Origin of the sequence: Corallococcus macrosporus DSM 14697, assembly GCF_002305895.1 — a bacterium.
Classification (GTDB): domain Bacteria; phylum Myxococcota; class Myxococcia; order Myxococcales; family Myxococcaceae; genus Myxococcus; species Myxococcus macrosporus.
Genome location: NZ_CP022203.1, coordinates 4,756,166 through 4,780,018, shown reverse-complemented (window position 1 = coordinate 4,780,018; position 23,853 = coordinate 4,756,166). Strand labels below are relative to the sequence as shown.

Here is a 23,853-nt window from a genome sequence, read left to right as displayed (position 1 = left end):
CCGGTGCCGATGGCCTCTGGTAGTGTCCGGGCCGGTGAGGATTTCCGCGTGAGCCAGTCCCCCGTCCCATTCGCTCCCAAACCCGGGCAGATTCGGGGCCCCCGTCTGACAGGGCGCTTCGCGGATGGCACGCTCGGAGAGTTTCCGCTGGGGCCGGCGACGTCCCTGGGCCGGCATCCGTCCAACACGCTGCGGCTGGTGGACCGGGAGGTGTCCAAGGAGCACGCGGTCATCGAGCGCGTGGGCAAGGACTTCGTCCTCAAGGACCTGGGCTCGTCCAACGGCACCTTCGTGAATGGCCGCCGGGTGAAGGAGCTCAAGCTGCGCGACGGGGACGAGATCTCCCTGGGCGCCTCGCGGCTCATCTTCCACAGCGGCGAGCCCGCGTCGCAGGCCAACGCGCCCACCGCGCCGGGCGTCACGGTGGTGGCGCAGTCCATCTCCATGCCGGCCTTCCTGGCGCAGATGGACCAGGTGCCGCAGAACTTCCGCCCCGCCGAGCAGGTGTCGGACGTGGAGGCCCTGCGGCGCGACTACGAGAAGCTGCGCATCGCCCATGAGTTCCACCGCCAGGTGAGCCTGCAGGGCAGCCAGACGGGGCTCTTCGAGCAGATCCTCAAGGTGGCCTTCCAGCTCCTGGCCGCGGACCACGGCGTCATCCTGAAGGTGGCCGCGGACGGCGAGTTCATCCCGTCGGCGGTGCACCACCGCTCCGACAAGGCCGTCAACGTCATGCTGTCCGACACCGTGCTCAAGCGCGTGGTGGAGACGGGCAAGGCGGTACTGACGGCGGACGCCATCATCGACGAGCGCTTCTCCGCCGCGGAGAGCATCGTCGCGCAGGGCATCCGGTCCGCCATGGCGGTGCCGCTGAAGGTCAACGGGAAGATTCAAGCGGTGCTCTTCCTGGACAGCCGCCAGCAGATCAACGCCTTCTCGGAGAAGGACTTGACCATCCTCTCCGGCATCGCCTCGCAGGCGAGCATCGCGCTGGAGAACGCGGCCCTGGCCGAGCAGATCCAAGCCGAGGCCGTCACGCGCGCGGAGCTCAGCCGCTTCCTGTCCAAGGCCGTGGCCGACGCGGTGATCGCCGGCGAGACGGAAGACCTGGCGCAGAGCCGCCTGGCGGAGGTGAGCTGCCTCTTCGCGGACATCCGCGGGTTCACCACCATCTCGGAGAACGATTCTCCGCAGGAGGTGGTAGACATGCTGAACGCATTCTTCACCGCCATGGCCGGGGTGGTGTTCCGCCACGAGGGCAACCTGGACAAGTTCATTGGTGATTGCGTCATGGCCGTGTGGGGTCCGCCCCTGTCGCACCCGGACGACGCCGCCCGCGCGCTGCGGGCCGCCCTGGAGATGCAGGACGCCGTCCAGGAGCTGAACCGCCGCCGCGTGGCGGACGGCAAGCAGCCCATCGAGGTCGGCGTCGGGGTGAACACCGGTCAAGCCGTTGTCGGCTACATGGGCAGCGCGGAGCGCCACGAGTTCACCGCCATTGGCGACACGGTGAACACGGCTTCGCGCCTGTGCGGCATGGCGAAGAGTGGTGAGGTGCTGGCCTCCGAGACCACGGTGCGCAGGGCGGGCGCCGGCTTCGACGTGGAGGGGCTGCCGGCCCTCCAGGTGAAGGGCAAGGAGAAGGCCGTGCCGACCTACCGCGTCCATGGCCTGGAATACACCACCGCCGCCTCTTCCTCGCGCCGCGTATGAACCCGACGACGCAGGCCTGCCCCAACTGCGGCCATCAACACGACATCCGCGTCTACGTGAGCGGCCAGCGGGTCCAGTGCCGTTGCGGCATCCGCTTCGAGGCCCGCCGGGGTGACGTGTCCGCCGAGCTGGCGCGCAACACGATGACTCCCCCGGCCAGCGGCATCCCGGAGCGCCGCGCGCCCGCCAACGGCACGTCCGGCGTGGTGACGGCGGTGCCCCACGCGGAGCCGGAGCCAGGCATTGAAATCTCCCTCTCGCGCGTTCCGGAGCCCGCGCGGCCCGCTGGCGCGGTGAACGGGCCGCCGGAGGTGACGGCGCCCATCAGCGGCGTGGCCCTGCCCGGCGCGGGGGATTCGGACGCGCCGCAGGACCCGACGCTGGTGCGCTCGTCCGCGAAGACGGGCGCGGGCAGCGCGCGCTCCGACCTGCACGGGCACCAGGAGGACAGCACCTTCGTGGGGGCCGGCAAGGTGGACCTGCCGGGCTTCGAGCTGCTGGAGATGCTCGGCCGCGGCGGCATGGGCGAGGTCTGGCTCGCGCGGCAGCAGTCGCTGGGGCGCACGGTGGCGGTGAAGCTGCTGCCGCCGCGGCTGGCGAAGGACCCGGAGTTCGTCACGCGCTTCGAGAAGGAAGCCACGGCGCTGGCGGCGCTCAACCACCCGAACATCGTCCAGATCATCGACCGGGGCGTGGCGGGCGAGCACTACTACTTCGTCATGGAGTACGTGGAAGGCCGCTCGCTGCGCGAGGCGATGTCGGCCGGGCTGCCCCGGGAGCAGGGCCTGAAGTTCATCCTGTCGGTGGCGCGGGCCATCGAGTGCGCGCACGACAAGGGCATCATCCACCGCGACCTGAAGCCGGAGAACATCCTGCTGGACGGGCGGGGGAACGTGAAGGTGGCGGACTTCGGGCTGGCGGGCATCCGCGCGCCGGACTCGCGCCTGCAGCTCACCGCGACGTCGGTGGCCATGGGCACGCTGAACTACATGGCCCCCGAGCAGCGCCGCGACGCGAAGAACGTGGACGGGCGCGCGGACCTCTTCTCGCTGGGCGTCATCCTCTACGAGGTGCTCACCGGGGAGCTGCCGCTGGGCCGCTTCAAGCTGCCCTCCGCGAAGGTGCCGGGGGTGGATCCGCGGGTGGACCCGGTGGTGGACCGCCTGCTGGAGCAGGACCCGCACGCGCGCTACGAGAAGGCCGCGGACCTGTGCGCGGCGCTGGAGGCGATGATCGCCACCAGCTCCGGGCCGCACCTGCCGCGGGCCGACCTGGACGGGCGCCTGGTGCCCGCGTCCGCGCGGCCGGTCCGGCAGGGCGCGCTGTCTCGCAACCTCCGGACGGGCTGGCGGCGCGTGCGCGGCGGCCTGTCCCTGGTGGGCGGGCTCGCGGTGCTGGGCCTCGCGGTCCGCTGGTTCGTGGGGCCGGTGAGCCTGCAGTTGGGGGAGGACCGGCGCGGCGCCGCCGGCTCGGACCACGACCGCGGGCGGCCTCGCAAGCCCCTGGTGTTGCCGCCGAACACCTACGGCGAGGTGTTCTCGACGATGTCCTTCGCGGCGCCCGCCAGACCGGGAGGGACCTCCCGCCTGGAGCTGGGCTTCAACGAGGGCGAGGAGGAGATCAACGTCCACAGCGGGCAGTGGCGGCTCGTGGAGGGGGAACTCCAGGTGGTCCAGGCGGGCAAGGAGACCAACGGGCGGCGCCTGGTTCCGCGCGCGTACATCGCCCAGCGCTACTTCTCCTCCAACGAGTTCACGGCCGAGGTGCTGATGGACGTGTCGCCGCTGGGGCCGGAGTACGCCCAGGAGGCGGACGCGCAGCACTACGGAGAGCTGGCGTTCCGCATCAAGGACACGCAGATCTCCGCGTTCGCCATTCCCGACGTGGGCATGCGGCTGGCCTGGCGCTACTTCACGCCGGACGGGCGCGAGGTGGTGGGCAACAGCGCCCAGGACACGGAGGCGCTCGTCGAGGACGAGATGCCGCTGCCGGCCCACGGCCCCTACCAGGTGCGGCTGCAGCTTCGCCGCAACAACTCCGGCGTGCTGGTGGAGGCGTTCCTCAACAACGAGCGCTTCGCGCGCAAGCTGCTGGTGGGGCTCGAGGACCACGTGGCGAAGGTGGCCCTGGGCTGCCGCAACCTGTCCTGCTCGTTTGACGACCTGAAGGTGCGGGGTCACCTGATGCCCCGGCCCGTCCGCCGCGTCGCCGCCGGCCCCGACTGACCCGGGCGCCAGGCGCGGGCTTGCGCGGACGGCCGGTCATCCCCACCTTGCGCTCGGCGGGCTCCGTCAGGAGGGAGCCCACGGCGAGCCTTCACGGGGGACGGGATGGAGCTGTGGCGCATGGCACTGGCGCCGGTGTACGCGGCGTGCCTGTTGGGGCTGTTGGTGGCGGCTTTCGCCTTCGGGCGGAAGGACGTGGCCGGCCGGCCCTACCGCGTGCCCCTGCTCTGGTTCGGCGCCCTGGCGGTGGTGTCGTTGCTCGTGCTGGAGCACGTCCAGGGGGCGGGGGCGGTGCTGGCCTCCGAGACTGTCGTCAAGGCCCTGGGCTCCGTCCTGCTGGTGCTGGCCGCGGGGCTGGCGCTGCGGGGGGCTGGGCCCGCTCTCGGGCCAACGTGCTGCGGGGTTCGGCGCCGGTGCCCTTGGATGAGGCCGTGGCGGACCTGCGGGCTGGCCACTCACCGGGCTGGGGCGTCTACCACGGCGTGCTGGACGCGGAGGCGCCGCTGACGTCCCCCGGGGGCGTCGCGTGTGTCTTCTTCGACGCGGAGGTGCGCGAGGTGGCGGCGGACGGCCGGCGTGGGGCGCTGCTGTCGCGTGAGCGCGCGTACGCGCCGGTGCTGGCGCTGCGCGGCCAGCGCGTCCGGGCCACCGTGTCCTTCTCGCCCGCGTCGCTGATGGCCCCGGTGGAGGTCCGCCGGTGCAAGGCGCTGCCGGGGACGGTGCCCGCGTCCTGGTACCAGACGGCGCAGCCAGAGGGGCCCGGCGCGGCGGCCCCGGGTGGAATGAGCGTTCCTTCCACGGCCGACGCGCGTCCGGGGCCCGCCGCGGCCTGGGGCCCTGGCGCCGAACCCGAGGCCCTGTCCTGGGAGCGCGTGGGCACGGCGGGGGAGTCCTGCCTCGTGGTGGGCGAGCTGCGCCGCGGCCCGGCTGAAGGCAGCTACGTCCTGGGCGGACGGGATGGCGGCCCCGCGCTGGTGGTGCTGGGCCCGCAGGCGCCCGCCACCAGCGGGACGTTGGCGCGCCGGGCGTGGCGGCACTTCGCGGCGGCCGGCGTGCTGTCCATGGCCGCGGCCGTCGTCCTGTCGCGGGCGCTGTGAGTGACGCGGCGCGGCCCGGGCACGGACGCCCGGACCGCGCGAAGGGCGCCGCTCAGGCGGCCCCTGTGCTTCCGGTGCCGCGCGTGGTGGAGAACACGAGCTGCTCCTCGCTGTCCGCCACCCGCACGGTGAGCGTCCGCTCCACGCCCGCGAGCCCCAGCGGCGTGGACTGCGCCAGGTCCGCGAGCAGCGAGCCCGCGGCGCGCAGGTGGAAGCCGGTGGTCCACATGCCTTCCAGCTCGCCGAACACGGTGCGCAGCTCGTCCGGGGCCTTGCGCTCGTCAATGGCGCGGCGCAGGCGCACCATGCCGCTCACGAAGTCCCGGCACCGCCGGAGCGTGTGGGGGTTCTTGGAGATGACCTCCGCGAAGCTGAAGTTGCCGCCGCCTGGCCGGTACTCGCTTTCGATGAGCTGCAGGTCCTTGCCCAGGTCGCGCACCGTGGGGTCCTTCTGGAAGTACCATCTGGCGATCTGCGCCGCGCGGGCGGGGGACAAATCATTGAGCATGAGGCTGCCCTGCTCCTGCACCTCGCGGAGGTAGGCCTCCCAGATGGGGGCGTAGACGGCGCGCCGGAACTCGGCGGAGGCGCGGGGGAGCTGCTCGCTCCAGGGGAGCGCGCGGGCCAAGGCGCGTGAGAAGCGCGGCAGGTCCAGCGTCTGGATGCGGGGCACCAGGGCGCGGAACGAGTCGTCCGCCATCTTCAGCTCCAGCCGCGTCTCAATGGGGTGCTTGCCCACGTCCTCCTGCATGACGGTGAGGACGGACGCCGCGTCCTTCGCGTCCAGCACGCCCCAGACGACGGCGTCATCCACCGCCTGGTGCAGGTCCTTGCGCGACAGCTTCTTCTGCCGTCCCCACAGCATCAGGTGCAGGCCGTAGCCGAAGTCGGCGGCCACCGGCGTGGGGGCGAAGCGCGCCATGTCCGCCTTCAGGTCCACCACCCACTGGCCGCGCGCGCCCAGCAGCTTGTCCTCGTAGCCCCGGCGTCCCAGGAACGCCATGCGCCGGGCGCCCTGGAAGTTCTCCTGCACCACCCAGGCCTGCTTGTGGACGTTCCGCGCCTTGAGCAGCTCGAACGAGCCCAGGCCCAGGGAGAAGCCGTAGGCCTGCTGGCGGGTGAGCGTGGTGGCGTGCAGGTAGTCGCGCAGCTCGAACTCGCCCTGCTGGGCGGGGAGGCTCTTCATCCACTTGAGCAGCTCCACCAGGTTGCCCTTGAGCAGGGACTCGTGGAAGCGCATCGCGGTGACGTCCTCCACCACCACGTCCAGCAGCGTGGAGGTCTCCGCCAGGCGCAGGTATTCGTACTGGAAGCCCTCGGCGATGTGCGAGCGGACGGCGTTCTCCAGCGCCTCGGTGACGCGGGCCTTGAAGTCGGCCCAGGCCTGCGGAAGGTTGGCCGGGTCGGCGAGCTGCGCGTCCAGGCCCAGCCGCTCCAGCACCAGGCCCAGCACCTGCTTCTGGTGGTCGTCCAGCTTCAGCTTGCTGGCCTTCTCCACCAGGCCGTCCATCATCTCCAGCGCGGTGGTGCCCTTCTTGCCGAGCTCGCGCAGGACGGGCCCCAGCAGCGCCTCCAGGAGCTGCCCCGCCTGCGCCTTCACGGCCGCCGGCTCCAGCAGCTCCACGGTGATGCCCAGGCCGGCGGAGAGCGTCTGCTCGTGGGACTTCACCTTCCGCACGGCGACCTGGATGCGGCCAGGGCGCGCGCGGGAGAAGCTGAGCTGGTAGTCGTCGGTGAGGGACACCCGGGCGGACAGGCTGGCCTTGGCGCTGACCTTCAGCGACAGCAGCTCGCTGCCGCGCAGGAAGCCGAGCCGACTGAGGTTGGCGGGGAAGACGTCCGCCCAGTTGAGCTCCAGCCGCGACTGGAGCGCGCCACGGGCCTGCCACGCCACGGCGTCCCCCGGCGCCAGCTTGGCCAGGTCGGTGGCCTGCATGAGGCGCAGCTCGGCCAGGTCCGCGCGCGCGGCCTCGCGCATGTTCTGCCCCAGCGGGTGGGCGCGGTAGTCGCTGAGCGTGACGGACAGCTCCGTCTGCTGCTCCGAGGCGAGGAACGACAGGCGGGTGCCCACGGCGGCCTTCACGCGCGCGGCCACCTGGTAGCGCATCCACCCCACGTCGCTGCTCAGCAGGAGCTGGGGCCGCGGCCCGGACTCGGCGCCCTCCGCGGGCGGCTCGCCGACGATGCCGTTTTCGTCCACGTCGCCGGGCGAGTTGAAGTTGCGGACGGTCGCCTCGCCTGTCGCCTCGAAGGAGAGGGTGATGCCGTGCATGGCCAGCTTCGGCGGGAGGAGCTTCTCCTCCGTGAGCGTCCCCTGGGCCAGCGAAACCTTGATGTCCTCGTCCTGCAGCTTCACGTCGGGAACCTTCCCAGCCACGGCGTCGGGAAGCTTCTCAAGCAGCTTGTTGACCACCTTCATGCGCGTCCCCCAAGGCGAATGCCTCCCGCCGCAGGGCCGGAGGTCCCTCCGTCGTACGCCGTTGGCCAGTCCGGAACAAGTCGCATACCGGAAAAGCCCTGTGGTCAGCGGACAGTTGGCCCTCCAGGGAGGGGTGGAGGTGACGCCCCGCGCGACGCGTCAGGGTTCGTCGCCCAGGCCGAACTCCTTGAGCTTCCGCGCCAGCGTGTTGCGGCCAATCTCCAGCACGCGGGCCGCGGCGGTGCGGTTGCCATTCATTGCGTCCAGCACGCGCAGGATGTGGCGCCGCTCCACCTCCGCCAGCGGGAGGAGGGTGGGGTCCGCCGGTGGGCTCGCCTCCGAGGCGCTGGCGCCCGAGGTGGGCGCTGGCCGGTCCAGGTTCGGCAGGGGGAGGTGCTCCTCCAGGATCTCCCCCTCGCAGAGCACCACGGCGCTCTCGATGCAGTTCTCCAGCTCGCGCACGTTGCCGGGCCAGCGGTAGCGCTTGAGGCGCTCCAGGGCGGCGGCGCTGAGCCGGGGCGCCGTCAGCCGGTGCCTCCGGGCGACGGCGGCGACGAAGTGGCGGGCGAGCCGCTCGAGGTCCTCCGCGCCGCGCTCGCGCAGGGGAGGCAGCACCACCTCCACGACCTTGATGCGGTAGTAGAGGTCCTCGCGGAAGCGGCCCTCGGCCACCATGCGGGCCAGGTCCCGGTGCGTGGCGGCGACGATGCGCACGTCCACCTTCACCGCCTGGGTGCCGCCCACGCGCTCGAACTCACGGTCCTGGATGACGCGCAGCAGCTTGCCCTGCACGGGGAGCGGCAGCTCGCCAATCTCGTCGATGAACACCGTGCCGCCGCTGGCGGCCTCGAACTTGCCGGGCACGCGGTGGTCGGCCCCGGTGAAGGCGCCGCGCTCGTGGCCGAAGAGCTCGTTCTCGATGAGCGTCTCGGGCAGCGCCGCGCAGTCCACCTTGATGAAGGGCTGGTCCCTGCGGGGGCCATTCACGTGGACGGCGCGGGCGAACAGCTCCTTGCCGCTGCCGCTCTCGCCGCGCAGCAGCACCGTCGCGTCGGTGGGCGCGGCCTTGCGCACCAGGCGGTAGATGGCCTGGAGCTGCGGGGACTCGCCGATGATGCGGTTGAAGAAGTAGCCCACCGGGACCTGGGGCTGGTCCTTCGCGCGCTGGAGCTCCTGGTAGAGGCTGGTGCTCTGGAGGGCGGTGCTCACCTGCGAGGCGATGGCGGTGAGCCGCTGGGTGTCCTCGTCGGTGAAGCGGTCCGCGCCGCGGCGGTTGAGCACCTGGAGCACGCCGTAGAGGGCGCCGTCCCCGTCGCGCAGGGGCACCGCGAGCAGGCTGGTGGTGCGGTAGCCCGTCATCCGGTCGATGTCCGCGAAGAAGCGCTGCTCGCCGCGCGGGTCGGGCACGTTGATGGCGTGGCCCTCCTCGGCGACGGTGCCGGCGACGCCCTGGCCCAGCTTGACGCGAATCTGCGACACCTCGGGCAGGTGCGCTGCGCGGCTGAACAGCTCGCGGCGGGCCGGATCCAACAGCCAGAGGGTGCCGCGGTCCGCTTGCAGGGTGATGGCGATGCGGTCCATCAGCGTCTGGAGGAACGCGTCGAGGTCCACCTCCCTGCCGACGAGCCCACCGAAGGGGAGGAGGACCTGGGAGACGTCCGAGGGGGCTTGGGGCATGGCGGGAAGCGGCGGGAGGACGAAGGCCGAGGCCGCACCATAACATCCGGGGGCGGGGGGCATGGGGCGGCCCCTCTCAGGCCGCGCGGCCCAGCACCAGTCGCTGGCCCTCGCGGGCGGGCTCGCAGACGGGGAAGAGCGAGCGGGCCTGCTCCGCCATGTCCTCCAGCACGTCGTCGCCGTGCGCCGGGTCATGGTGGAACAGGCACAGCCGGCGCGCGCCCACCCGGTCCGCGATGCCGGCCGCGTCCATCATCGTGGAGTGGCCCCAGCCCTTCTTGGACACGCCCTTGCGGCCCTCGTATTCCTCCGGCGTGTACTGCGCGTCCAGGCACAGCACGTCCGCGCCTTCGAAGCGCCGGCCCACCTCCGGCGCCAGGTCCTCCACGCGCACCTCCACGTCCGTGGCGTAGACGAACGCGTGTCCGTCCGCCTCCACCCGGTAGGCCAGGCAGCCCTGCGGGTGCGGCACGTCGATGGGCGTGACGCGGAAGGGGCCCACCTCCACGGGCTGGGCGTGCAGCGCGGAGCGGAAGTCCATCCGCGAGCGCATGGTGGAGAGGGGCACCGGGAAGTGGGGCGGCTGCATCTGCGCGGCCAGCTCCGACTGGAGCGCCTGGGCCCCATTGGCGCCCGGGCCGTAGAGCGTCAGCTCGGAGGTGGGCAGGTACGCCGGCGTGAAGAAGGGGAAGCCCTGCACGTGGTCCCAGTGCAGGTGGGAGAAGAAGAGCGTGGCCTTCTGGGGCGCGCCCTCGCGCATCATGATTTCGCCCAGCGCGCGGAGGCCCGTCCCCGCGTCCAGGATGAGCCGGTGGCCCTGGCTCGTGACCTCCACGCAGGCCGTGTTGCCGCCAATGCGCGAGCCCGACACCGCGATGCTCCCCCGAACGCCATGAAACCGGACTTCCATCGTGAGTCTCCTTGAATGGGGGGCCTCCGCCTGGGATGCCCGCATGCCCGGAGCCCCAGAGCACGGCGTGTGCCATTTCCAAGTGCTCGGAATCACGGAGGCGCGCCGTGGGCGCGAAGCGCGGTGCTCCAGAATGGAGCGCGCTCGGCTGGCGCGGGTGATCCAAACCGGCGCGGCGAGGCGAGGCGTCCGGATATCATCGTCGGGGTGGGGCGTGCCCCGGGCCCGGCCCCCTTCCGACGATGAGCACACCTTCCTTGACGAACGGGCCCGCTCGCCTGGGCTATCTCCTGGCCGTTGGCGGCGCCTGGTTCGTGGCCGATCAACTCACCAAGCACCTGGCGCGCGAGGGGGCGAGGCGGCCCGTCACCGTCTTCGAGAGCTGGTGGCACTTCCACTACGTGGAGAACCGGGCAGGGGCCTTTGGGATGTTCTCCAGCTTCAGCGAAGCGTGGCGCATGCCATTCTTCTACGGGGTGGGCGCCATCTGCATCGTGTTGCTGATTGGCTATTTCCTCCACACGCCGCCGGCGATGACGCTTCAGCGCTGGTCCCTGGCGACGATGATTGGCGGCGCGCTGGGCAACTACGTGGACCGGGTGCGCCTGCGCCACGTCGTGGACTTCGTGTCATGGCACGTGGGCGACCGCTTCTACTGGCCCACGTTCAACGTCGCGGACGTCGCGGTGGTCTTGGGGGCCGCCCTGATGATTCTCGAATCGTTTCGAGCGCCGCGTCAGCAGGTGTCCGCCGGTTGAGTCCGGCGGTGCGCTCAGGGGGCGCCCTGGCTCGCGGCGGGAGTCGGGGCGGGCTGGGGCTTGCGGGAGTCGAAGGCCATCAGGACGGCGCCGATGACGAGCGCGGCGTCCGCGACGTTGAAGGCGAACCACGGGTTGAACGGCCAGAAGCCCAGGTCGGCGACGACGAAGTCCGTCACGCTGCCCAGCCGGACGCGGTCAATCAGGTTGCCGATGCCGCCGCCCACGAGGCCGAGCGCGACGTGCAGCCGGTGCTGGTCGGCTGGCGCCTGGCGGACCAGGTGGATGACCAGCAGGAAGACGGGGAGGGCCACCGCGCTGAGGATGAGCTGCCCGTAGGGCAGCGACCGGAACATGCCGAAGGTGATGCCGGTGTTCTCCACGTACTGGAAGCGGATGACGTCTCCCAGGACGCTCATGCCGTCGTAGCCCAGCGGCTTCACGTGTTCGCGGACGAGGACCTTCGTCCACTGGTCGAGGACGAGCAGCAGCGTGGCCAGCCCGCCAACGACGAGGTACTTTCGACGATCCGGAGTCATTGGCGGCGCAGCCTCCTACAGTTGCAGCGCCACGACAACCGCCGGAAGTGTCGGTGAACGGACGCTTTTCATCACATCCGCCGCGGGTCAAGATGCCCGGGGATGTCTTCTCGTGCTTCTCAGCGGCCACGTTGTTTCCGTTGCAACCTCCCTGCGCACCTGTGCCTGTGCGCGGAGATTCCCCGGGTGGAGACGCGCACCCGGTTCCTGCTCCTCCAGCACGTGATGGAGATCGCGAAGAAGAGCAACACCGGGCGGGTGGCCGCGCTGGCGCTCGCGAACTCGAAGCTCATCACCCACGGCGCTCCGAGTGGTTCCTATGACTTGGAGCTGCTGGCGGAGCCTGGAACCTGGCTGCTCTTCCCGGATGGCCCCACCGCGCCCCCGGACGCACCGGCACCGAGGCAGCTCGTGGTGCTGGACGCGAGCTGGTCGCAGGCGCGGCGGATGACCCAGCGCCTGCCTGCCTTGCGGATGCTTCCCCGACTGGTGTTGCCGCCTCCCGAGGCGGGCCTGTTGCGGCTTCGCGAGCCCTCGCATCCCTCCGGGATGTCCACCCTGGATGCCGTGGCGCGCGCGGTGGCGGCGCTGGAAGGACCCGAGGTGGCCGTGCCGCTGGCGCGGCTGGCCGCGCTCCGCGTCCAGCGGATCGCCGAGTGTGGGACGCTGAGCTGAGGCTCCCAGCGGGGCGCGGCTTCGCGGGGACATTGGCCTGGTTGAAATGCACACGCAGTCCAGGTGATGACTGACGTGTTTGTGAATGAGGGCGAAATGGTGCGGAGCGTCTTGGAGTGATTGTCTGTGTTTCAGGGCGAATATGCCTTTGTGAGTGGAATTCGTCGCTTCCCACCCAGGGCCGAGGCGGGTAGTGGGAGCACATGCCGAGGAAGCCCGTATCGCCGGTGACACAGTGGAAGCGCGTGGAGAAGCAGGCCACCCAGGCCCTGGGGAAGGGCGCCGCGGGGGCCTACCCGGAGGCCCTGGAGCCGCGAGTCGTGCCGTATGCGGCCGCGTTCGACGCCGCGCCGCTGCTGCCCCCGGAGTACGTGGAGTTCGTCAAGGCGCTGGGCTATCGGTGGCTGGCCGGGAGGTCGTCCGCGCTGGGCTTCCTGCCGCCGCGTTGGCGGGCCAGCCTGTCCCAGCAGATGGGCGTTCCCGACCGGGAGTGGAACGAGGTCCGCGCGGAGCGCGAGGCGGGCACCCACACCTACGCCTTCGTGATGTTCGCCGCGCGCGACCTGGACGACGTGAACGGCTTCGCGTTCGGTCCCGGCGAGGACGGAGCGGCCCAGGCCGTCTGGAGCGTCGAGGACAGCCTCCCGGTGGAGCGGCTCGGCACCTTCCCTGAATGGCTCGCCGGGAAGCTGGCGGAGCTGTCCGAGGGGCTCGACGACGCGCAGGAGGGGGACACGTCCGTGGAGCCGCCGGACCTGGAGGGGGCGTCCCTTCCCATCCAGGTGAAGGTGAAGGCCGCCGCCAAGAAGAAGGGGCCTGAAGCGCTGTTCGACGCGTTCCCCAGGGACTCCAAGGAGCTGCTGTTCAACGGCCGCAAGCTGGGCGCGCTGCCCGCGCTGATTGGTGAGTTCACCGAGCTGGAGTCCCTCTGGGTGCGCACCACCGGCATCAAGCAGGTGCCGCCCGAGCTGGGGCGACTGTCGAAGCTGAAGAAGCTGGACCTCTCGTTCAACCCGGAGTTGACCGAGCTGCCCGCCGAGCTGGGCGACCTGGCGTCACTCGAATCGCTCAACCTGAACCGCACCGGGGTGACGACGCTGCCGGATCCCCTGGAGCGGCTGACGCGCCTGACGTTCCTGGACCTCCAGTCCACACCCCTGAAGGCGCTGCCGCCCGTCCTGTTCCGGATGCCGTGGCTGCGGACGGTGGACCTGTACTGGACGACGCTGCCTCCCGAGGAAGTCGAGCGGCTGCGGCAGGCGCTCCCCGAGTGCAAGGTGGGGGTGAACTGACCGAGGGGCTGGCGCTTCCGGCCGTGGCTTCTCTCCCCGTGGGACGTCCGGTATAGACCGGGGCATGGCGTTCATCGCGTTCTCCACCATCAAGGGCGGCGTCGGGAAGACGACGCTCTGCTCGCATGTGGCGGCGGCCCTCGCGGATGCCGGCCGTCAGGTGCTGCTGCTGGACCTGGACCCCCAGGCCCACGCGTCACTGGTGCTGGGGCTGGAGAGCCGGGAAGGCCCGTGCGTGGGAGACGCGCTCGGGCCCCGGCCCAGGCACACGCTGGCGCAGGTGGTGGTGGCGTCCCCCAAGCGGCCCGGCTTGTTCATCGCCCCCGCCGCGCCGCGCATGGCCGCCCAGGAGCGCGAGCTGTTCCAGTGGGGACACCGCCTCCAGGCCATCCCCCGCGCGCTCAAGACGCTGGGGTGGACGCCGGACATCATCCTCGCGGACACACCGCCCAGCATCGGCGCCTACACGGAGGCCGTGCTCGCCACCGCGGACCTCGTCGTGGCCCCCGTGCCCACGGGCGCCTTCGCGCTCCAGGGCCTGGGCGAAATCGAGACCGCCTGGCGCGACGTCCGCGAGCAGGGCGGCGAGCTGGTGGCGGTCGTGAACCTGTGGGACCGCCGCACCACCGCCACGAACGAGGCCATGGAGGGCGCGCTGAGCGAGTCCACGGTGCCCGTGCTGCGGGCGCGGATTCCCCGCTCGGAGTCCATCAACCAGGCCGGCCTGGGGTACGAGGTGGTGTTCGACACGAGCCCGCAGGCGTCCGGCGTGGAGGAGCTGCGCGCCCTGGCGCAGGAGCTGGCGAAGCGCGTGGGCCCGCGCTGACGCTCCGGCGCGGCCCGAAAACACGAACGGCACCGTCCGCCGCCTGGGCGCACGGTGCCGTCCGGGGGAAACCGCATCAGAGGTGGTAGTGCCCCGAGGCCTCGGGCTGGTAGGGCACCGCGACGATGCGCAGCCGCTTGGAGCGGCCGCCCGGCAGGGGCCAGGTGATGGTCTGGCCCACGGACAGGCCGATGAGGGCGCTGCCGATGGGGGCCAGCACGGAGATGCGGCCGTTGTCGCTGCTGGCATCGCGGGGGTAGACGAGGGTGACCTCGCGCTGCTCACCCGTCTGCTCGTCCTGGAAGACGACCTTGCTGTTCATGGTCACCACGTCGGGGGGTACTGCTTCAGCGGCGACGACGCGGGCCCGGGTCAGCTCCGCGTCAAGCATCTCCGCGAACTCGGCCGTGCGGCCGCCTCCGTTGTGGTCCACCACCTGGCGCAGGCGCTCCAGGTCGGTCTCGGTCACGATGAGGGACTGTTCGGCGGTCATTTCACGGGCCTCCTGTGGGAGGGAGTTGAGGGTTAAGCCCATTCTAACTCCCCGGCCGGCCGTTTATTCCCGAGTCGTTCCAGGGGCGTCCGTTTCCGTCTAGAAGGCGCAGTCCGCGCCCCGGGTGGGCAGGGCCGAGCGGCCCCCGGTGAGGTACGCGTCGCACGCCTTGGCGGCCTCGCGGCCGTCGGACAGCGCCCAGACGATGAGGCTGGCGCCCCTGCTCGCGTCCCCCGCGCAGAACACGCCGTCCGCCGAGGTGGCGAAGCGCGCGTCCACCTGCACCGTGCCGCGGGGCGACAGCTTCACGCCCAGCGCCTCGGACAGGTTCGCCGTCTCCGGGCCGGTGAAGCCCATGGCCAGCACCAGCAGGTCCGCCGGGAACGTCACCTCGCTGCCGGGGCGCTCGACGATGCGGGGCAGGGCGCCCGGCTCACGCTGGAGCTCGACCTCCACGGCGTGCAGCGCCTCAAGACGTCCGTCGCTCCCCGTCAGCCGCTTCGTCATCAGCGCGAAGTGGCGATCGCCACCTTCCTCTTGACTGGTGGAGGTGCGGAAGATGACGGGCCACCTGGGCCAGGGGTTGCCCTCCGCGCGCACCGCGGGCGGCGCCGGGAGCAGCTCCACCTGCCGCACGCTGGCCGCGCCCTGCCGCAGCGCGGTGCCCAGGCAGTCCGAGCCGGTGTCGCCGCCGCCCAGCACCACCACGTGCCGTCCGGCCGCGTCCAGGCGCGGGTCCTTCTCACCGTGCCCGGAGACGCGCCGGTTCTGATGCTCCAGGTACGCCATGGCCTGGACCACGCCGGACAGCTCGCGCCCGGGGACTTCCAGCTCGCGCGGCCGGCGCGCGCCCAGGGCCAGCACCAGGGCGTCATGCTTCGCGCGCAGCTCCTGGAAGCTCACGGCGCCCCCCACGTCCGCGCCGGTGACGAAGGTGATGCCCTCCGCCTCCATCAGCGCCACGCGCCGGTCCACCACCGCCTTCTCCAGCTTGAAGTCGGGGATGCCGTAGCGCAGCAGGCCGCCGGGCCGGGCGTCCCGCTCGTACACGGTGACGGTGTGGCCCGCGGCGTTGAGCTGCGCCGCCGCCGCCAGGCCCGCGGGGCCAGAGCCCACCACGCCCACCGTCTTGCCGGTGCGGCGCGCCGGAGGCCGGGGCTTCACCCAGCCCTCCTTGAAGGCCCGCTCGGCGATCTCCTTCTCCATCTGCTCGATGGTGACGGGGTGCTGGTCGATGGCCAGCACGCACGCGGCCTCGCACGGCGCCGGGCACAGGCGCCCCGTCATCTCCGGGAAGCCGTTGGTGCGGCTGAGCAGGTCATACGCCTCGCGCCAGCGCCCCCGGTAGACGGCCTCATTGAAGTCGGGGATGAGGTTCCCCAGGGGGCAGCCCTGGTGGCAGAAGGGGACGCCGCAGTCCATGCAGCGGCCGGCCTGCCGCCGGGCCTCGTCGGCGGACAGCGGCAGCGCGAACTCGCGCCAGTCGTTGAGCCGCTCCGCCTTGTCGCGCTTGTCCGCGTGGACCCGCTCCCACTCGATGAATCCGGTCGGCTTGCCCATGGCTCAGGCCCTCCCCGCCGCGGTCTGCGGCAGCGTCGTGGATGCGGACCCTGGCGGCCTTCGCGCCGCGCGGCGCGCCTGGAGGACCCGCTTGTAGTCGGTGGGCATCACCTTCACGAAGCGCGGCACCATCAGCTCCCAGTTGTCCAGCACCCGGCGCGCCAGCGCGCTGCCGGTGTGGTGCAGGTGCCGCTCCACCATGCCGTGCACGAGCCAGATTTCGGACTCGTCCACCAGGGACTCCAGCTCCACCATCTCCAGGTTGCAGCGCCGCCGGAAGGACTGCTCCCGGTCCAGCACGTAGGCGATGCCGCCGCTCATGCCGGCCGCGAAGTTGCGTCCCGTGGGGCCCAGGACGACCACCGCGCCACCCGTCATGTATTCACAGCCGTGGTCGCCCACGCCCTCCACCACGGCCTGGGCGCCGCTGTTGCGCACCGCGAAGCGCTCGCCCGCGAGGCCCCGCAGGTACACCTCGCCGGCCGTGGCGCCGTAGAGCGCGGTGTTGCCCACCAGCACGTTCTCCTCGGGCGTGAAGCGGCTGGCCTGCGGTGGGTAGACGATGATGCGCCCCCCGGACAGGCCCTTGCCCACGTAGTCGTTGGCGTCGCCCTCCAGCTCCAGCGTCACGCCCTTCACCAGGAAGGCGCCGAAGCTCTGGCCCGCGGAGCCCTGCATCCGGACATGGAGCCGTCCGTCCGGCAGCCCCTGGCCCCCGTGGCGGCGGGCAATCTCCCCCGACAGCAGGGCGCCCACGGCGCGGTGCGAGTTGGCCACCGGCACGTTGAGCAGCATGGGCGGTCCGCCGTCCAGCACCGCGCGGGCGTCGCGCAGCAGCGCGTGGTCCAGGTGGTCGGACACGTCCTTGATGCGCGGCTGGAGGCAGTGGCGCGGCTCGCTGTCCGGCGCGGCCGGCGCGGCCAGCAGGGCGGACAGGTCCACGCGCTTCGCCTTCCAGTGGTCCACGGCGGGGCGCTGCCGCAGCAGGTCCACGCGGCCCACCAGCTCCTCCAGGGTGCGGGCGCCGAGCGCGGCCATGCGCTGACGCAGGTCCTCGGCGATGAGGAGGAAGAAGTTCACCACGTCCTCGGGCTTGCCCTGGAAGCGCTCGCGAAGGGCCGGGTCCTGCGTGGCGATGCCCGCCGAGCAGGTGTTGAGGTGGCACTTGCGCAGCATGATGCAGCCCACGGAGACGAGGCTGGCGGTGGCCATGCCGAACTCCTCGGCGCCCAGCAGCGCGGCCACCAGCACGTCGCGCGCGGTGCGCATGCCGCCGTCCGCCTGCACGCGGATGCGCGAGCGCAGGCCGTTGTGCACCAGCACCTGCTGCGTCTCCGCCAGGCCCAGCTCCCAGGGCAGGCCCGCGTGCTGGATGCTGGACAGCGGCGAGGCGCCCGTGCCGCCCTCGTAGCCGGAGATGACCACGCAGCTCGCGCCGGCCTTGGCCACGCCCGCGGCGATGGTGCCCACGCCCACCTCGCTCACCAGCTTCACGCTGACGCGCGCGGCCGGGTTCACCGACTGGAGGTCGTAGATGAGCTGCGCCAGGTCCTCGATGGAGTAGATGTCGTGGTGCGGCGGCGGGGAGATGAGCGTCACGCCCGGCGTGGACCAGCGCGCGCGGGCGATGCGCTCGTCCACCTTGTGGCCGGGGAGCTGGCCGCCCTCGCCGGGCTTGGCGCCCTGGGCCACCTTGATTTGGAGCTCGTCCGCGTTGACCAGGTACTCCGTGGTGACGCCGAAGCGCGCGCTGGCCACCTGCTTGATGGCGCTGCGGCGCAGGTCGCCATTCTCGTCGCGGGTGTAGCGGCGCGACTCCTCGCCGCCCTCGCCGCTGTTGGAGCGCCCGCCCAGCCGGTTCATGGCGATGGCCAGCGTCTCGTGCGCCTCCGCGCTGATGGAGCCGAAGGACATGGCGCCGGTGACGAAGCGCCGGGCAAGGGCGAGCGCCGGCTCCACCTCGTCCAGCGGCACCGGCGCGCGGCCCTCGTGCGAGATCTCCAGCAGCCCGCGCAGGTTGCAGTGCTCGCGCGTCTCGTCGTCCGCCAGCCGCGAGTACTCCGCGAAGGTGGCGGCGTCATTGGCGCGCACCGCCGCCTGGAGCCGGGCGATGGTGGCCGGGTTCCACTTGTGCCGCTCGCCCAGCCGGCGCCAGCGGTACTGGCCGCCCACCGGCAGCATGCCGGCCTCCACGTCCGCCTCCGGGCCGAAGCCGCGGGCGTGGCGCTCCCGCACCTCGCGCCCCAGCTCCGGCAGGCCCACGCCCTCCACGCGCGACGCCGTGCCGGTGAAGTGCTTCTCCACCAGCGCGCGCTGGAGCCCCACTGCCTCGAAGAGCTGCGCGCCGCGGTAGGACTGGAGCGTGGAGATGCCCATCTTGGACATCACCTTGAGCAGGCCCTCCTCCACGGCGTGGATGAAGCGCTCCTGCGCCTTCTCCTCGTCCACGGCGAGCTCGCTGGCGTCCGCCAGGGCCCGCAGCGTGTCCAGCGCCAGGTACGGGTTCACCGCCGCCGCGCCGTAGGCGAACAGGCAGGCGAAGTGGTGCACCTCGCGCGCCTCCGCCGTCTCCAGCAGCAGGCCGGCGTACATGCGGATGCCGTCCCGCACCAGCCGCTGGTGCACCGCGGACATGGCCAGCAGCGCGGGGATGGCCGCGTGCGCCGCGTCCACGCCTCGGTCGCTGAGCAGCAGGATGCTGGCGCCCGCGTCCACCGCGTCCACGGCCTCGCTGCACAGCTTCTCCACCGCCGCCTCCAGCGCGCCCTCGCCGCCGTCCAGGGCGTAGAGGAGCGACAGGCGGCGCGTCTCGAAGAGGCCCTCGTCGTTGATGGCCGCCAGCCGCGCGAGCTGGCCGTTGGTGAGGATGGGGCCGGGGAGCGACAGCCGGTGGCACTGCTCCGGCGTCTCCTCGAAGGTGTTGCTCTCCGGGCCCAGCGCGGTGGCCAGCGTCATCACCAGCGACTCGCGCAGCGGGTCGATGGGCGGGTTGGTGACCTGCGCGAAGAGCTGGTGGAAGTAGGAGAAGAGGCTGGGGGCCTGGTCGCTGAGCACCGCCAGCGGCGTGTCCGTGCCCATGGAGCCCACCGGCTCCTTGCCCGTCTCCGCCATGGGCGTGAGCACCGAGCGCACGTCCTCGGCCGTGTAGCCGAAGGCGCGCTGGGCCCGCCACAGCTCCTCGCCGCGCAGGCGGAGCGGGGCGGCGACGGCGGGGAGGTTGTCGAAGGGGTAGACGTTGCGCTGGAGCCAGCGGCGGTAGGGCCAGCGCGTGGTGATGTCGCGCTTGACGTCCGCGTCCTCCAGGATGCGGCCCTCGGTGGTGTCCACCAGCAGCATGCGGCCCGGCGTCAGGCGGCCCTTGCGGCGCACCTGCGCGGGCGGCACGTCGATGACGCCCATCTCCGAGGCCAGGATGATGCGGTCATCCTCCGTGACGAGGTAGCGCGCGGGCCGCAGGCCGTTGCGGTCCAACGTGGCGCCGATGAGCTGCCCGTCGGTGAAGGCGATGGCCGCGGGGCCGTCCCAGGGCTCCAGCAGCGCGGAGGAGTACTCGTAGAAGGCGCGCCGCTCGTCCGCCATCTGCGCGTCGCCCTCCCACGCCTCCGGAATCATCATCATCAGGGCGTGGGGGAGGGGGCGGCCGCCCAGGTAGAGCAGCTCCACCATGTTGTCGAACTGCGCCGAGTCGCTCTTGCCCGGGACGATGATGGGCTGGAGCGCCTCCAGGCTGCCGCCCAGGCGCGCCGTCTGGAGCAGGCCGCGCCGCGCGGTCATCCAGTTCCGGTTGCCGCGCAGGGTGTTGATTTCACCGTTGTGCGCGATGAAGCGGAACGGCTGCGCCAGCTCCCACGTGGGGAAGGTGTTGGTGGAGAAGCGCGAGTGGACCAGGCCCAGCGCGCTCACGAAGTCCGGCTCCCGCAGGTCGGCGTAGAAGCGCGGCAGGTCCACCGGCAGCACCAGGCCCTTGTAGACCAGCGTCTCCGACGACAGCGACGCCACGTGGAAGAGGCCCGTGGGGTCCACGCCGCGCGCCTGGACGAGCTTCTCCGTCAGCTTGCGGATGCGGTACAGCTTGCGCTCGAAGGCGCTGGGGACCATGCGGCGGCGCGCCACGAAGAGCTGCCGGATGACGGGCGCGGCCTCGCGGGCCACGGGGCCCAGGTGCTCCGGCTCCACCGGCACGTCGCGCCAGCCGAGCACGCGCTGGCCCTCTTGTACGACAATCTCCTCGAAGGCGGCCTCACAGGCGGCCCGGGCCGCGGGCTCGGGCGGGAGGAAGACCTGGCCCACGCCGTAGTGCCGGCGCGGCGGGAGGGAGAAGGGCAGCTTCGGGGAGATGCGCTCGAAGAAGCGGTGGGGGAGCTGGACCAGGATGCCGGCGCCGTCCCCCGTTCGGGGGTCCCTGCCAGCCGCCGCCCGGTGGCTGAGGCGGTTGAGGAGCTCCAGGGCGTCCTCGACGATGCCTCGCGAGCGTTCACCCCTCAAGTGGGCGACGAAGCCCACGCCGCACGCGTCATGTTCGGTGTCCGGCTCATACAGGCCGTACCGACCGGGGCGAAATGCCGACATCTGAAGTCCCCTTTCCCGACGACGCGGGTAGTCATCAATGCTGTGTCACGTCACGCTAACGCGCTGCGTTGGCCTGCGTAAAGGGTGGTCCCCGCGTCCTGTGGTCAGGCGGGGCGAGGAGGCGCCTTGCGGGCCTGGAGATGAACTACAGTGCCGCGCCTCGTCACATTCCGGCGTGAACCCCGAGGCTCCCGTGCCTGGATGCCGCGCCGCGTGAGGTCGCCTCCATGCCGTACACACCCATCATCGGCACGCTGGGCTACGTGATGTCGCCCGACGGGCAGCGCGTGCTGCTCATCCACCGCAACGCCCGCCCGGATGACGCCCACTACGGCAAGTACAACGGCCTGGGCGGGAAGCTGGACCGCGACGAGGACGTGGCCGCCTGCATGCGCCGGGAGATTCGCGAGGAGGCGGGCATCGAGTGCACGCAGATGGTGCTCCGGGGCACCCTCTCCTGGCCGGGCTTCGGCAAGCACGGCGAGGACTGGCTGGGCTTCGTGTTCCGCATTGACCGCTTCGAGGGCACGCCGCTGGAGCGCAACCCGGAGGGTTCCCTGTCCTGGGTGCCGGTGGCGGACCTCCAGCGCCTCAACCTGTGGGACGGGGACCGGCACTTCCTGCCGCTGGTGTTCGACGCGGACCCCCGGCCGTTTCACGGCGTCATGCCCTACGCGGGCGGGCGTGCCGTGAGCTGGTCCTACAGCCGCCTCTAAGTGGCTGGAGCAGCAGGGTTTTTCCGCGGGGTGTCCGTGCCTGGACGGCCTGGCTGGCGTTCCGCCGCACGGAGGAAGGTTCACTCAGCGGCCGTTGACGCATGGGGCTGCCGGAAGTATCCACCACTGCGGTGAAAGTGAGAACGATTCTCAATTTCGAGTTTCCGCGGGCCGCCGGGAACGTCGCCCCCACGGTGGTGGCGACGCCCGCTGGGGCGCTCTTCCGCATGGGGGAGTCCTCGGCAGTGGAGGGCTTCTGGCGCCGGTGGAGCGGGGCCGTCACGGTGGCGTTCGCGCTCCATGTGGCCGCCGTCGCCGCGGGCCTGTCGGTATCGTCGACGCCGCCGCGGAAGGTGGTGCCGGAGGAGCCGGAGCTGGTGCTGCTGGCGCTCGCCGCGCCGCCGCCCCGCCTCCGGCTGGAGGTGGCGCGTCGCCGCGGGCGGCCGTGAAGAAGGACGTGCAGCGTCAGGCGCGGCCCCGGCCCACGCCGCGCGTGGTGCCCACGCCCGTTCCCCGGCCGGAGCCGGTGGCGGAGGTGAAGCCGGAGACGCCCCCCGAGCCGGAGCCCGTCCCCGCGCCGGAGCCCACGCCCGAGCCCCAGGTGGCGCAGGCGGAGCCGGCGGTGGACAGCGGCGCCGCCGTGGTGGGGGGCGTCATTGGTGGCGTGGTGGGCGGAGTCGTTGGTGGCACGGTCGGCGGAATCGCCGGCTCGACGGCCATTGGCGGCACGGGCGACGCGTTGACGCTGAAGCAGGTGATGCGGCCCCCCACGGTCATCAAGCAGGTCACGCCGAAGTACCCCCGGCTGGCGAAGCAGCGGAACATCCAGGGGGTGGTGCTGGTCCGCGTCATCGTCGGGACGGACGGCCGGGTGGAGCCGGAGCACACGAAGGTGATGCGCTCGGTGCCCGCGCTGGACGCCGCGGCCATGGCCGCCGTCAATCAGTGGCGCTTCACGCCCGCGCTGGGCCGCACGGGGCGGCTGGCGCGCGTGATGATCGACATCCCGGTGAACTTCTCGCTGCGGTGAGCCCCGGCGCGGTGACGCGCCGGGCCCACTCCAGCCTTGCTTGCGTGGGCTCCGGTCCACGCCAGGGCCCTTTCATGCGCACGTTCCGAAACATCCTCTTCTGGATTCACCTCCTCGTCGGTGTCGCCGCCGGGCTGGTGATCGCCATCATGTCCTTCACGGGCGTGGTCCTCGCCTTCGAGAAGCAGCTCATCGCGTGGGCGGAGCGGGATGCCCGCACGGTGCAGGTGCCGGCGCCGGGCGCGCCGCGGCTCCCGGTGGAGGAGCTGATCGAGCGCGTCCGCGCGTCGCGGACCGACGGGAAGCCCTCCGGGGTGACGGTGTTCCCGGAGCCGACGTCCGCGGTGCAGGTGAGCATCGGCCGGGGCGCGGTGACCTACGTGAATCCCTACACCGGCGAGGTGCTGGGCAACGGCGCCACGGGGCTCCGCGGCTTCTTCCGGTGGAACACGGAGCTGCACCGGTGGCTGGTCGCCAGCGGCGACAGCCGTGCGGTGGGCAAGGCCATCACCGGCGCGAGCAACGCGGTGTTCCTGTTCCTGGCCATCTCCGGCCTCTACCTGTGGTGGCCGCGCAAGTGGACGCTGCGGGCGATGCGGCCGTCGCTGTGGTTCCGGCGCGGGCTGAAGGGCAAGGCGCGCGACTGGAACTGGCACAACGTCATCGGCTTCTGGTCGCTGCCGGTGCTCATCGTGCTGACGGCGTCGGGCATGGTCATCTCGTACAAGTGGGCCTCCAACCTGGTCTACACCGTGACGGGCAACACGCCGCCCGCGGCGAAGGGGCCGCCCGGCTCGGCGGCGGTGAAGGTGCCCGCGCCCGCGGTGGAGACGCCGCGCAAGCCGATGGACGCGCTCATCGCCGAGGCCCAGCGGACCTCGCCCACCTGGTCATCCGTCACGCTGCGGCTGGGCGGCGGGGCGCGCGGCGGCGAGGGGGGCTCGGACGGGGTGGACGCCGTGACGGTCGCCGTCCGCGAGGCGGACGGGTGGCCGCTGTTCTCCTCCAAGCAGGTGTCGTTGAACCCCTTCACCGGCGAGGTGGCGAAGGTGGAGACGTACGCGGACTACAACAGCGGCCGCAAGGCGCGCTCCTGGCTGCGCTTCCTCCACACCGGTGAGGCGCTGGGGCTGCTGGGGCAGCTCGTGGCCGCCATCGCGTCGCTGGGCGGCGTGTTCCTCGTGTACACGGGCTTCGCCCTGTCGTGGCGCCGGTTCTTCACCCGTCGCCGGACGGACACCGAGCCTCGGGACGAGGCCGCCGCGCAGTCCGAAGCGGCGGCCTGACAGGCTCCGGCCCTCCTCGTGAGGGTGACGGGTTCGCTCGTCATCCTCCCACTCACGAGGCGGGCGCT

At 71.9% G+C, this 23,853-nt stretch carries 17 protein-coding genes and 1 pseudogene; 11 read left to right on the top strand and 7 right to left on the bottom strand.

Annotated features, from left to right (window positions below; all coding sequences use genetic code 11):
- Nucleotides 1–48 precede the first annotated feature (48 nt).
- The 3 genes and pseudogenes from MYMAC_RS19505 (at nucleotide 49) to MYMAC_RS19495 (ending at nucleotide 5,035) form a co-directional block, all read left to right on the top strand.
- A complete protein-coding gene (locus tag MYMAC_RS19505) occupies nucleotides 49–1,713 on the top strand; it encodes an adenylate/guanylate cyclase domain-containing protein (protein WP_013940563.1) in 1,665 nt (554 codons plus the stop codon).
- A complete protein-coding gene (locus tag MYMAC_RS19500; RefSeq protein WP_095959166.1) occupies nucleotides 1,710–3,938 on the top strand; it encodes a serine/threonine-protein kinase in 2,229 nt (742 codons plus the stop codon). Before MYMAC_RS19505 ends, MYMAC_RS19500 begins: the two co-directional genes overlap by 4 nt.
- Nucleotides 3,939–4,043: 105 nt before the next feature.
- Nucleotides 4,044–5,035 (top strand): annotated as a pseudogene (locus tag MYMAC_RS19495) (hypothetical protein).
- A 52-nt stretch (nucleotides 5,036–5,087) separates the two neighbouring features.
- Here the strand turns inward: MYMAC_RS19495 and MYMAC_RS19490 are convergent.
- The 3 genes from MYMAC_RS19490 to MYMAC_RS19480 all read right to left on the bottom strand — a co-directional run bounded on the left by MYMAC_RS19490 (nucleotide 5,088) and on the right by MYMAC_RS19480 (nucleotide 10,041).
- The gene (locus MYMAC_RS19490) at nucleotides 5,088–7,454 is read right to left on the bottom strand and encodes a hypothetical protein (RefSeq protein WP_095959165.1); all 2,367 of its coding nucleotides are present in this window, start codon (nucleotides 7,452–7,454) and stop codon (nucleotides 5,088–5,090) included.
- Nucleotides 7,455–7,613: 159 nt separating this feature from the next.
- Complete coding sequence (locus MYMAC_RS19485) at nucleotides 7,614–9,131, bottom strand: sigma-54-dependent Fis family transcriptional regulator (protein WP_239988890.1); 1,518 nt, start codon at nucleotides 9,129–9,131, stop codon at nucleotides 7,614–7,616.
- A 76-nt stretch (nucleotides 9,132–9,207) separates the two neighbouring features.
- Nucleotides 9,208–10,041, bottom strand: coding sequence for an MBL fold metallo-hydrolase (locus MYMAC_RS19480; protein WP_095959163.1), 834 nt, complete (start codon nucleotides 10,039–10,041; stop codon nucleotides 9,208–9,210).
- Nucleotides 10,042–10,298: 257 nt separating this feature from the next.
- Between MYMAC_RS19480 and lspA (MYMAC_RS19475) the strand changes: the two genes are divergently transcribed.
- Nucleotides 10,299–10,799, top strand: a complete 501-nt coding sequence (lspA, locus tag MYMAC_RS19475) for a signal peptidase II (RefSeq protein ID WP_239988889.1) — start codon at nucleotides 10,299–10,301, stop codon at nucleotides 10,797–10,799.
- A gap of 14 nt (nucleotides 10,800–10,813) precedes the next feature.
- On the opposite strand, the gene lspA (MYMAC_RS19470) is transcribed toward lspA (MYMAC_RS19475), so the two are convergent.
- Nucleotides 10,814–11,338, bottom strand: a complete 525-nt coding sequence (lspA, locus tag MYMAC_RS19470) for a signal peptidase II (RefSeq protein WP_095959161.1) — start codon at nucleotides 11,336–11,338, stop codon at nucleotides 10,814–10,816.
- A gap of 102 nt (nucleotides 11,339–11,440) precedes the next feature.
- Here lspA (MYMAC_RS19470) and MYMAC_RS19465 point away from each other — a divergent pair, with 102 nt between their 5' ends.
- From MYMAC_RS19465 to MYMAC_RS19455, 3 genes are all read left to right on the top strand, one after another.
- Complete coding sequence (locus MYMAC_RS19465) at nucleotides 11,441–12,013, top strand: tRNA-uridine aminocarboxypropyltransferase (RefSeq protein ID WP_095959160.1); 573 nt, start codon at nucleotides 11,441–11,443, stop codon at nucleotides 12,011–12,013.
- Nucleotides 12,014–12,216: 203 nt separating this feature from the next.
- Nucleotides 12,217–13,305 carry a leucine-rich repeat domain-containing protein gene (locus MYMAC_RS37395; RefSeq protein WP_204816805.1) on the top strand — a complete coding sequence of 363 codons (1,089 nt, stop codon included), beginning with the start codon at nucleotides 12,217–12,219 and terminating at the stop codon, nucleotides 13,303–13,305.
- A 64-nt stretch (nucleotides 13,306–13,369) separates the two neighbouring features.
- Nucleotides 13,370–14,131: a ParA family protein gene (locus MYMAC_RS19455; protein ID WP_095959159.1), complete on the top strand. Its 762-nt coding sequence runs from the start codon at nucleotides 13,370–13,372 to the stop codon at nucleotides 14,129–14,131.
- A 76-nt stretch (nucleotides 14,132–14,207) separates the two neighbouring features.
- Here MYMAC_RS19455 and rnk read toward each other — a convergent pair whose 3' ends face one another.
- The 3 genes from rnk to gltB all read right to left on the bottom strand — a co-directional run bounded on the left by rnk (nucleotide 14,208) and on the right by gltB (nucleotide 20,753).
- The gene (gene rnk / locus MYMAC_RS19450) at nucleotides 14,208–14,624 is read right to left on the bottom strand and encodes a nucleoside diphosphate kinase regulator (protein ID WP_013940552.1); all 417 of its coding nucleotides are present in this window, start codon (nucleotides 14,622–14,624) and stop codon (nucleotides 14,208–14,210) included.
- A gap of 99 nt (nucleotides 14,625–14,723) precedes the next feature.
- Nucleotides 14,724–16,184, bottom strand: coding sequence for a glutamate synthase subunit beta (locus MYMAC_RS19445; protein WP_095959158.1), 1,461 nt, complete (start codon nucleotides 16,182–16,184; stop codon nucleotides 14,724–14,726).
- Nucleotides 16,185–16,187: 3 nt separating this feature from the next.
- Nucleotides 16,188–20,753 carry a glutamate synthase large subunit gene (gltB, locus tag MYMAC_RS19440; RefSeq protein ID WP_095959157.1) on the bottom strand — a complete coding sequence of 1,522 codons (4,566 nt, stop codon included), beginning with the start codon at nucleotides 20,751–20,753 and terminating at the stop codon, nucleotides 16,188–16,190.
- Nucleotides 20,754–20,980: 227 nt separating this feature from the next.
- Between gltB and MYMAC_RS19435 the strand changes: the two genes are divergently transcribed.
- The 4 genes from MYMAC_RS19435 (at nucleotide 20,981) to MYMAC_RS19425 (ending at nucleotide 23,785) form a co-directional block, all read left to right on the top strand.
- Nucleotides 20,981–21,469 carry an NUDIX hydrolase gene (locus MYMAC_RS19435; protein ID WP_095959156.1) on the top strand — a complete coding sequence of 163 codons (489 nt, stop codon included), beginning with the start codon at nucleotides 20,981–20,983 and terminating at the stop codon, nucleotides 21,467–21,469.
- Nucleotides 21,470–21,600: 131 nt separating this feature from the next.
- On the top strand, nucleotides 21,601–21,918 hold the full coding sequence (locus MYMAC_RS37910) for a hypothetical protein (RefSeq protein WP_239988888.1): 318 nt from the start codon (nucleotides 21,601–21,603) through the stop codon (nucleotides 21,916–21,918).
- Nucleotides 21,915–22,499: an energy transducer TonB gene (locus tag MYMAC_RS19430; protein ID WP_239988887.1), complete on the top strand. Its 585-nt coding sequence runs from the start codon at nucleotides 21,915–21,917 to the stop codon at nucleotides 22,497–22,499. The genes MYMAC_RS37910 and MYMAC_RS19430 overlap by 4 nt, the downstream gene beginning before the upstream one ends.
- A gap of 74 nt (nucleotides 22,500–22,573) precedes the next feature.
- A complete protein-coding gene (locus MYMAC_RS19425) occupies nucleotides 22,574–23,785 on the top strand; it encodes a PepSY-associated TM helix domain-containing protein (protein WP_095959155.1) in 1,212 nt (403 codons plus the stop codon).
- Nucleotides 23,786–23,853: the final 68 nt, after the last annotated feature.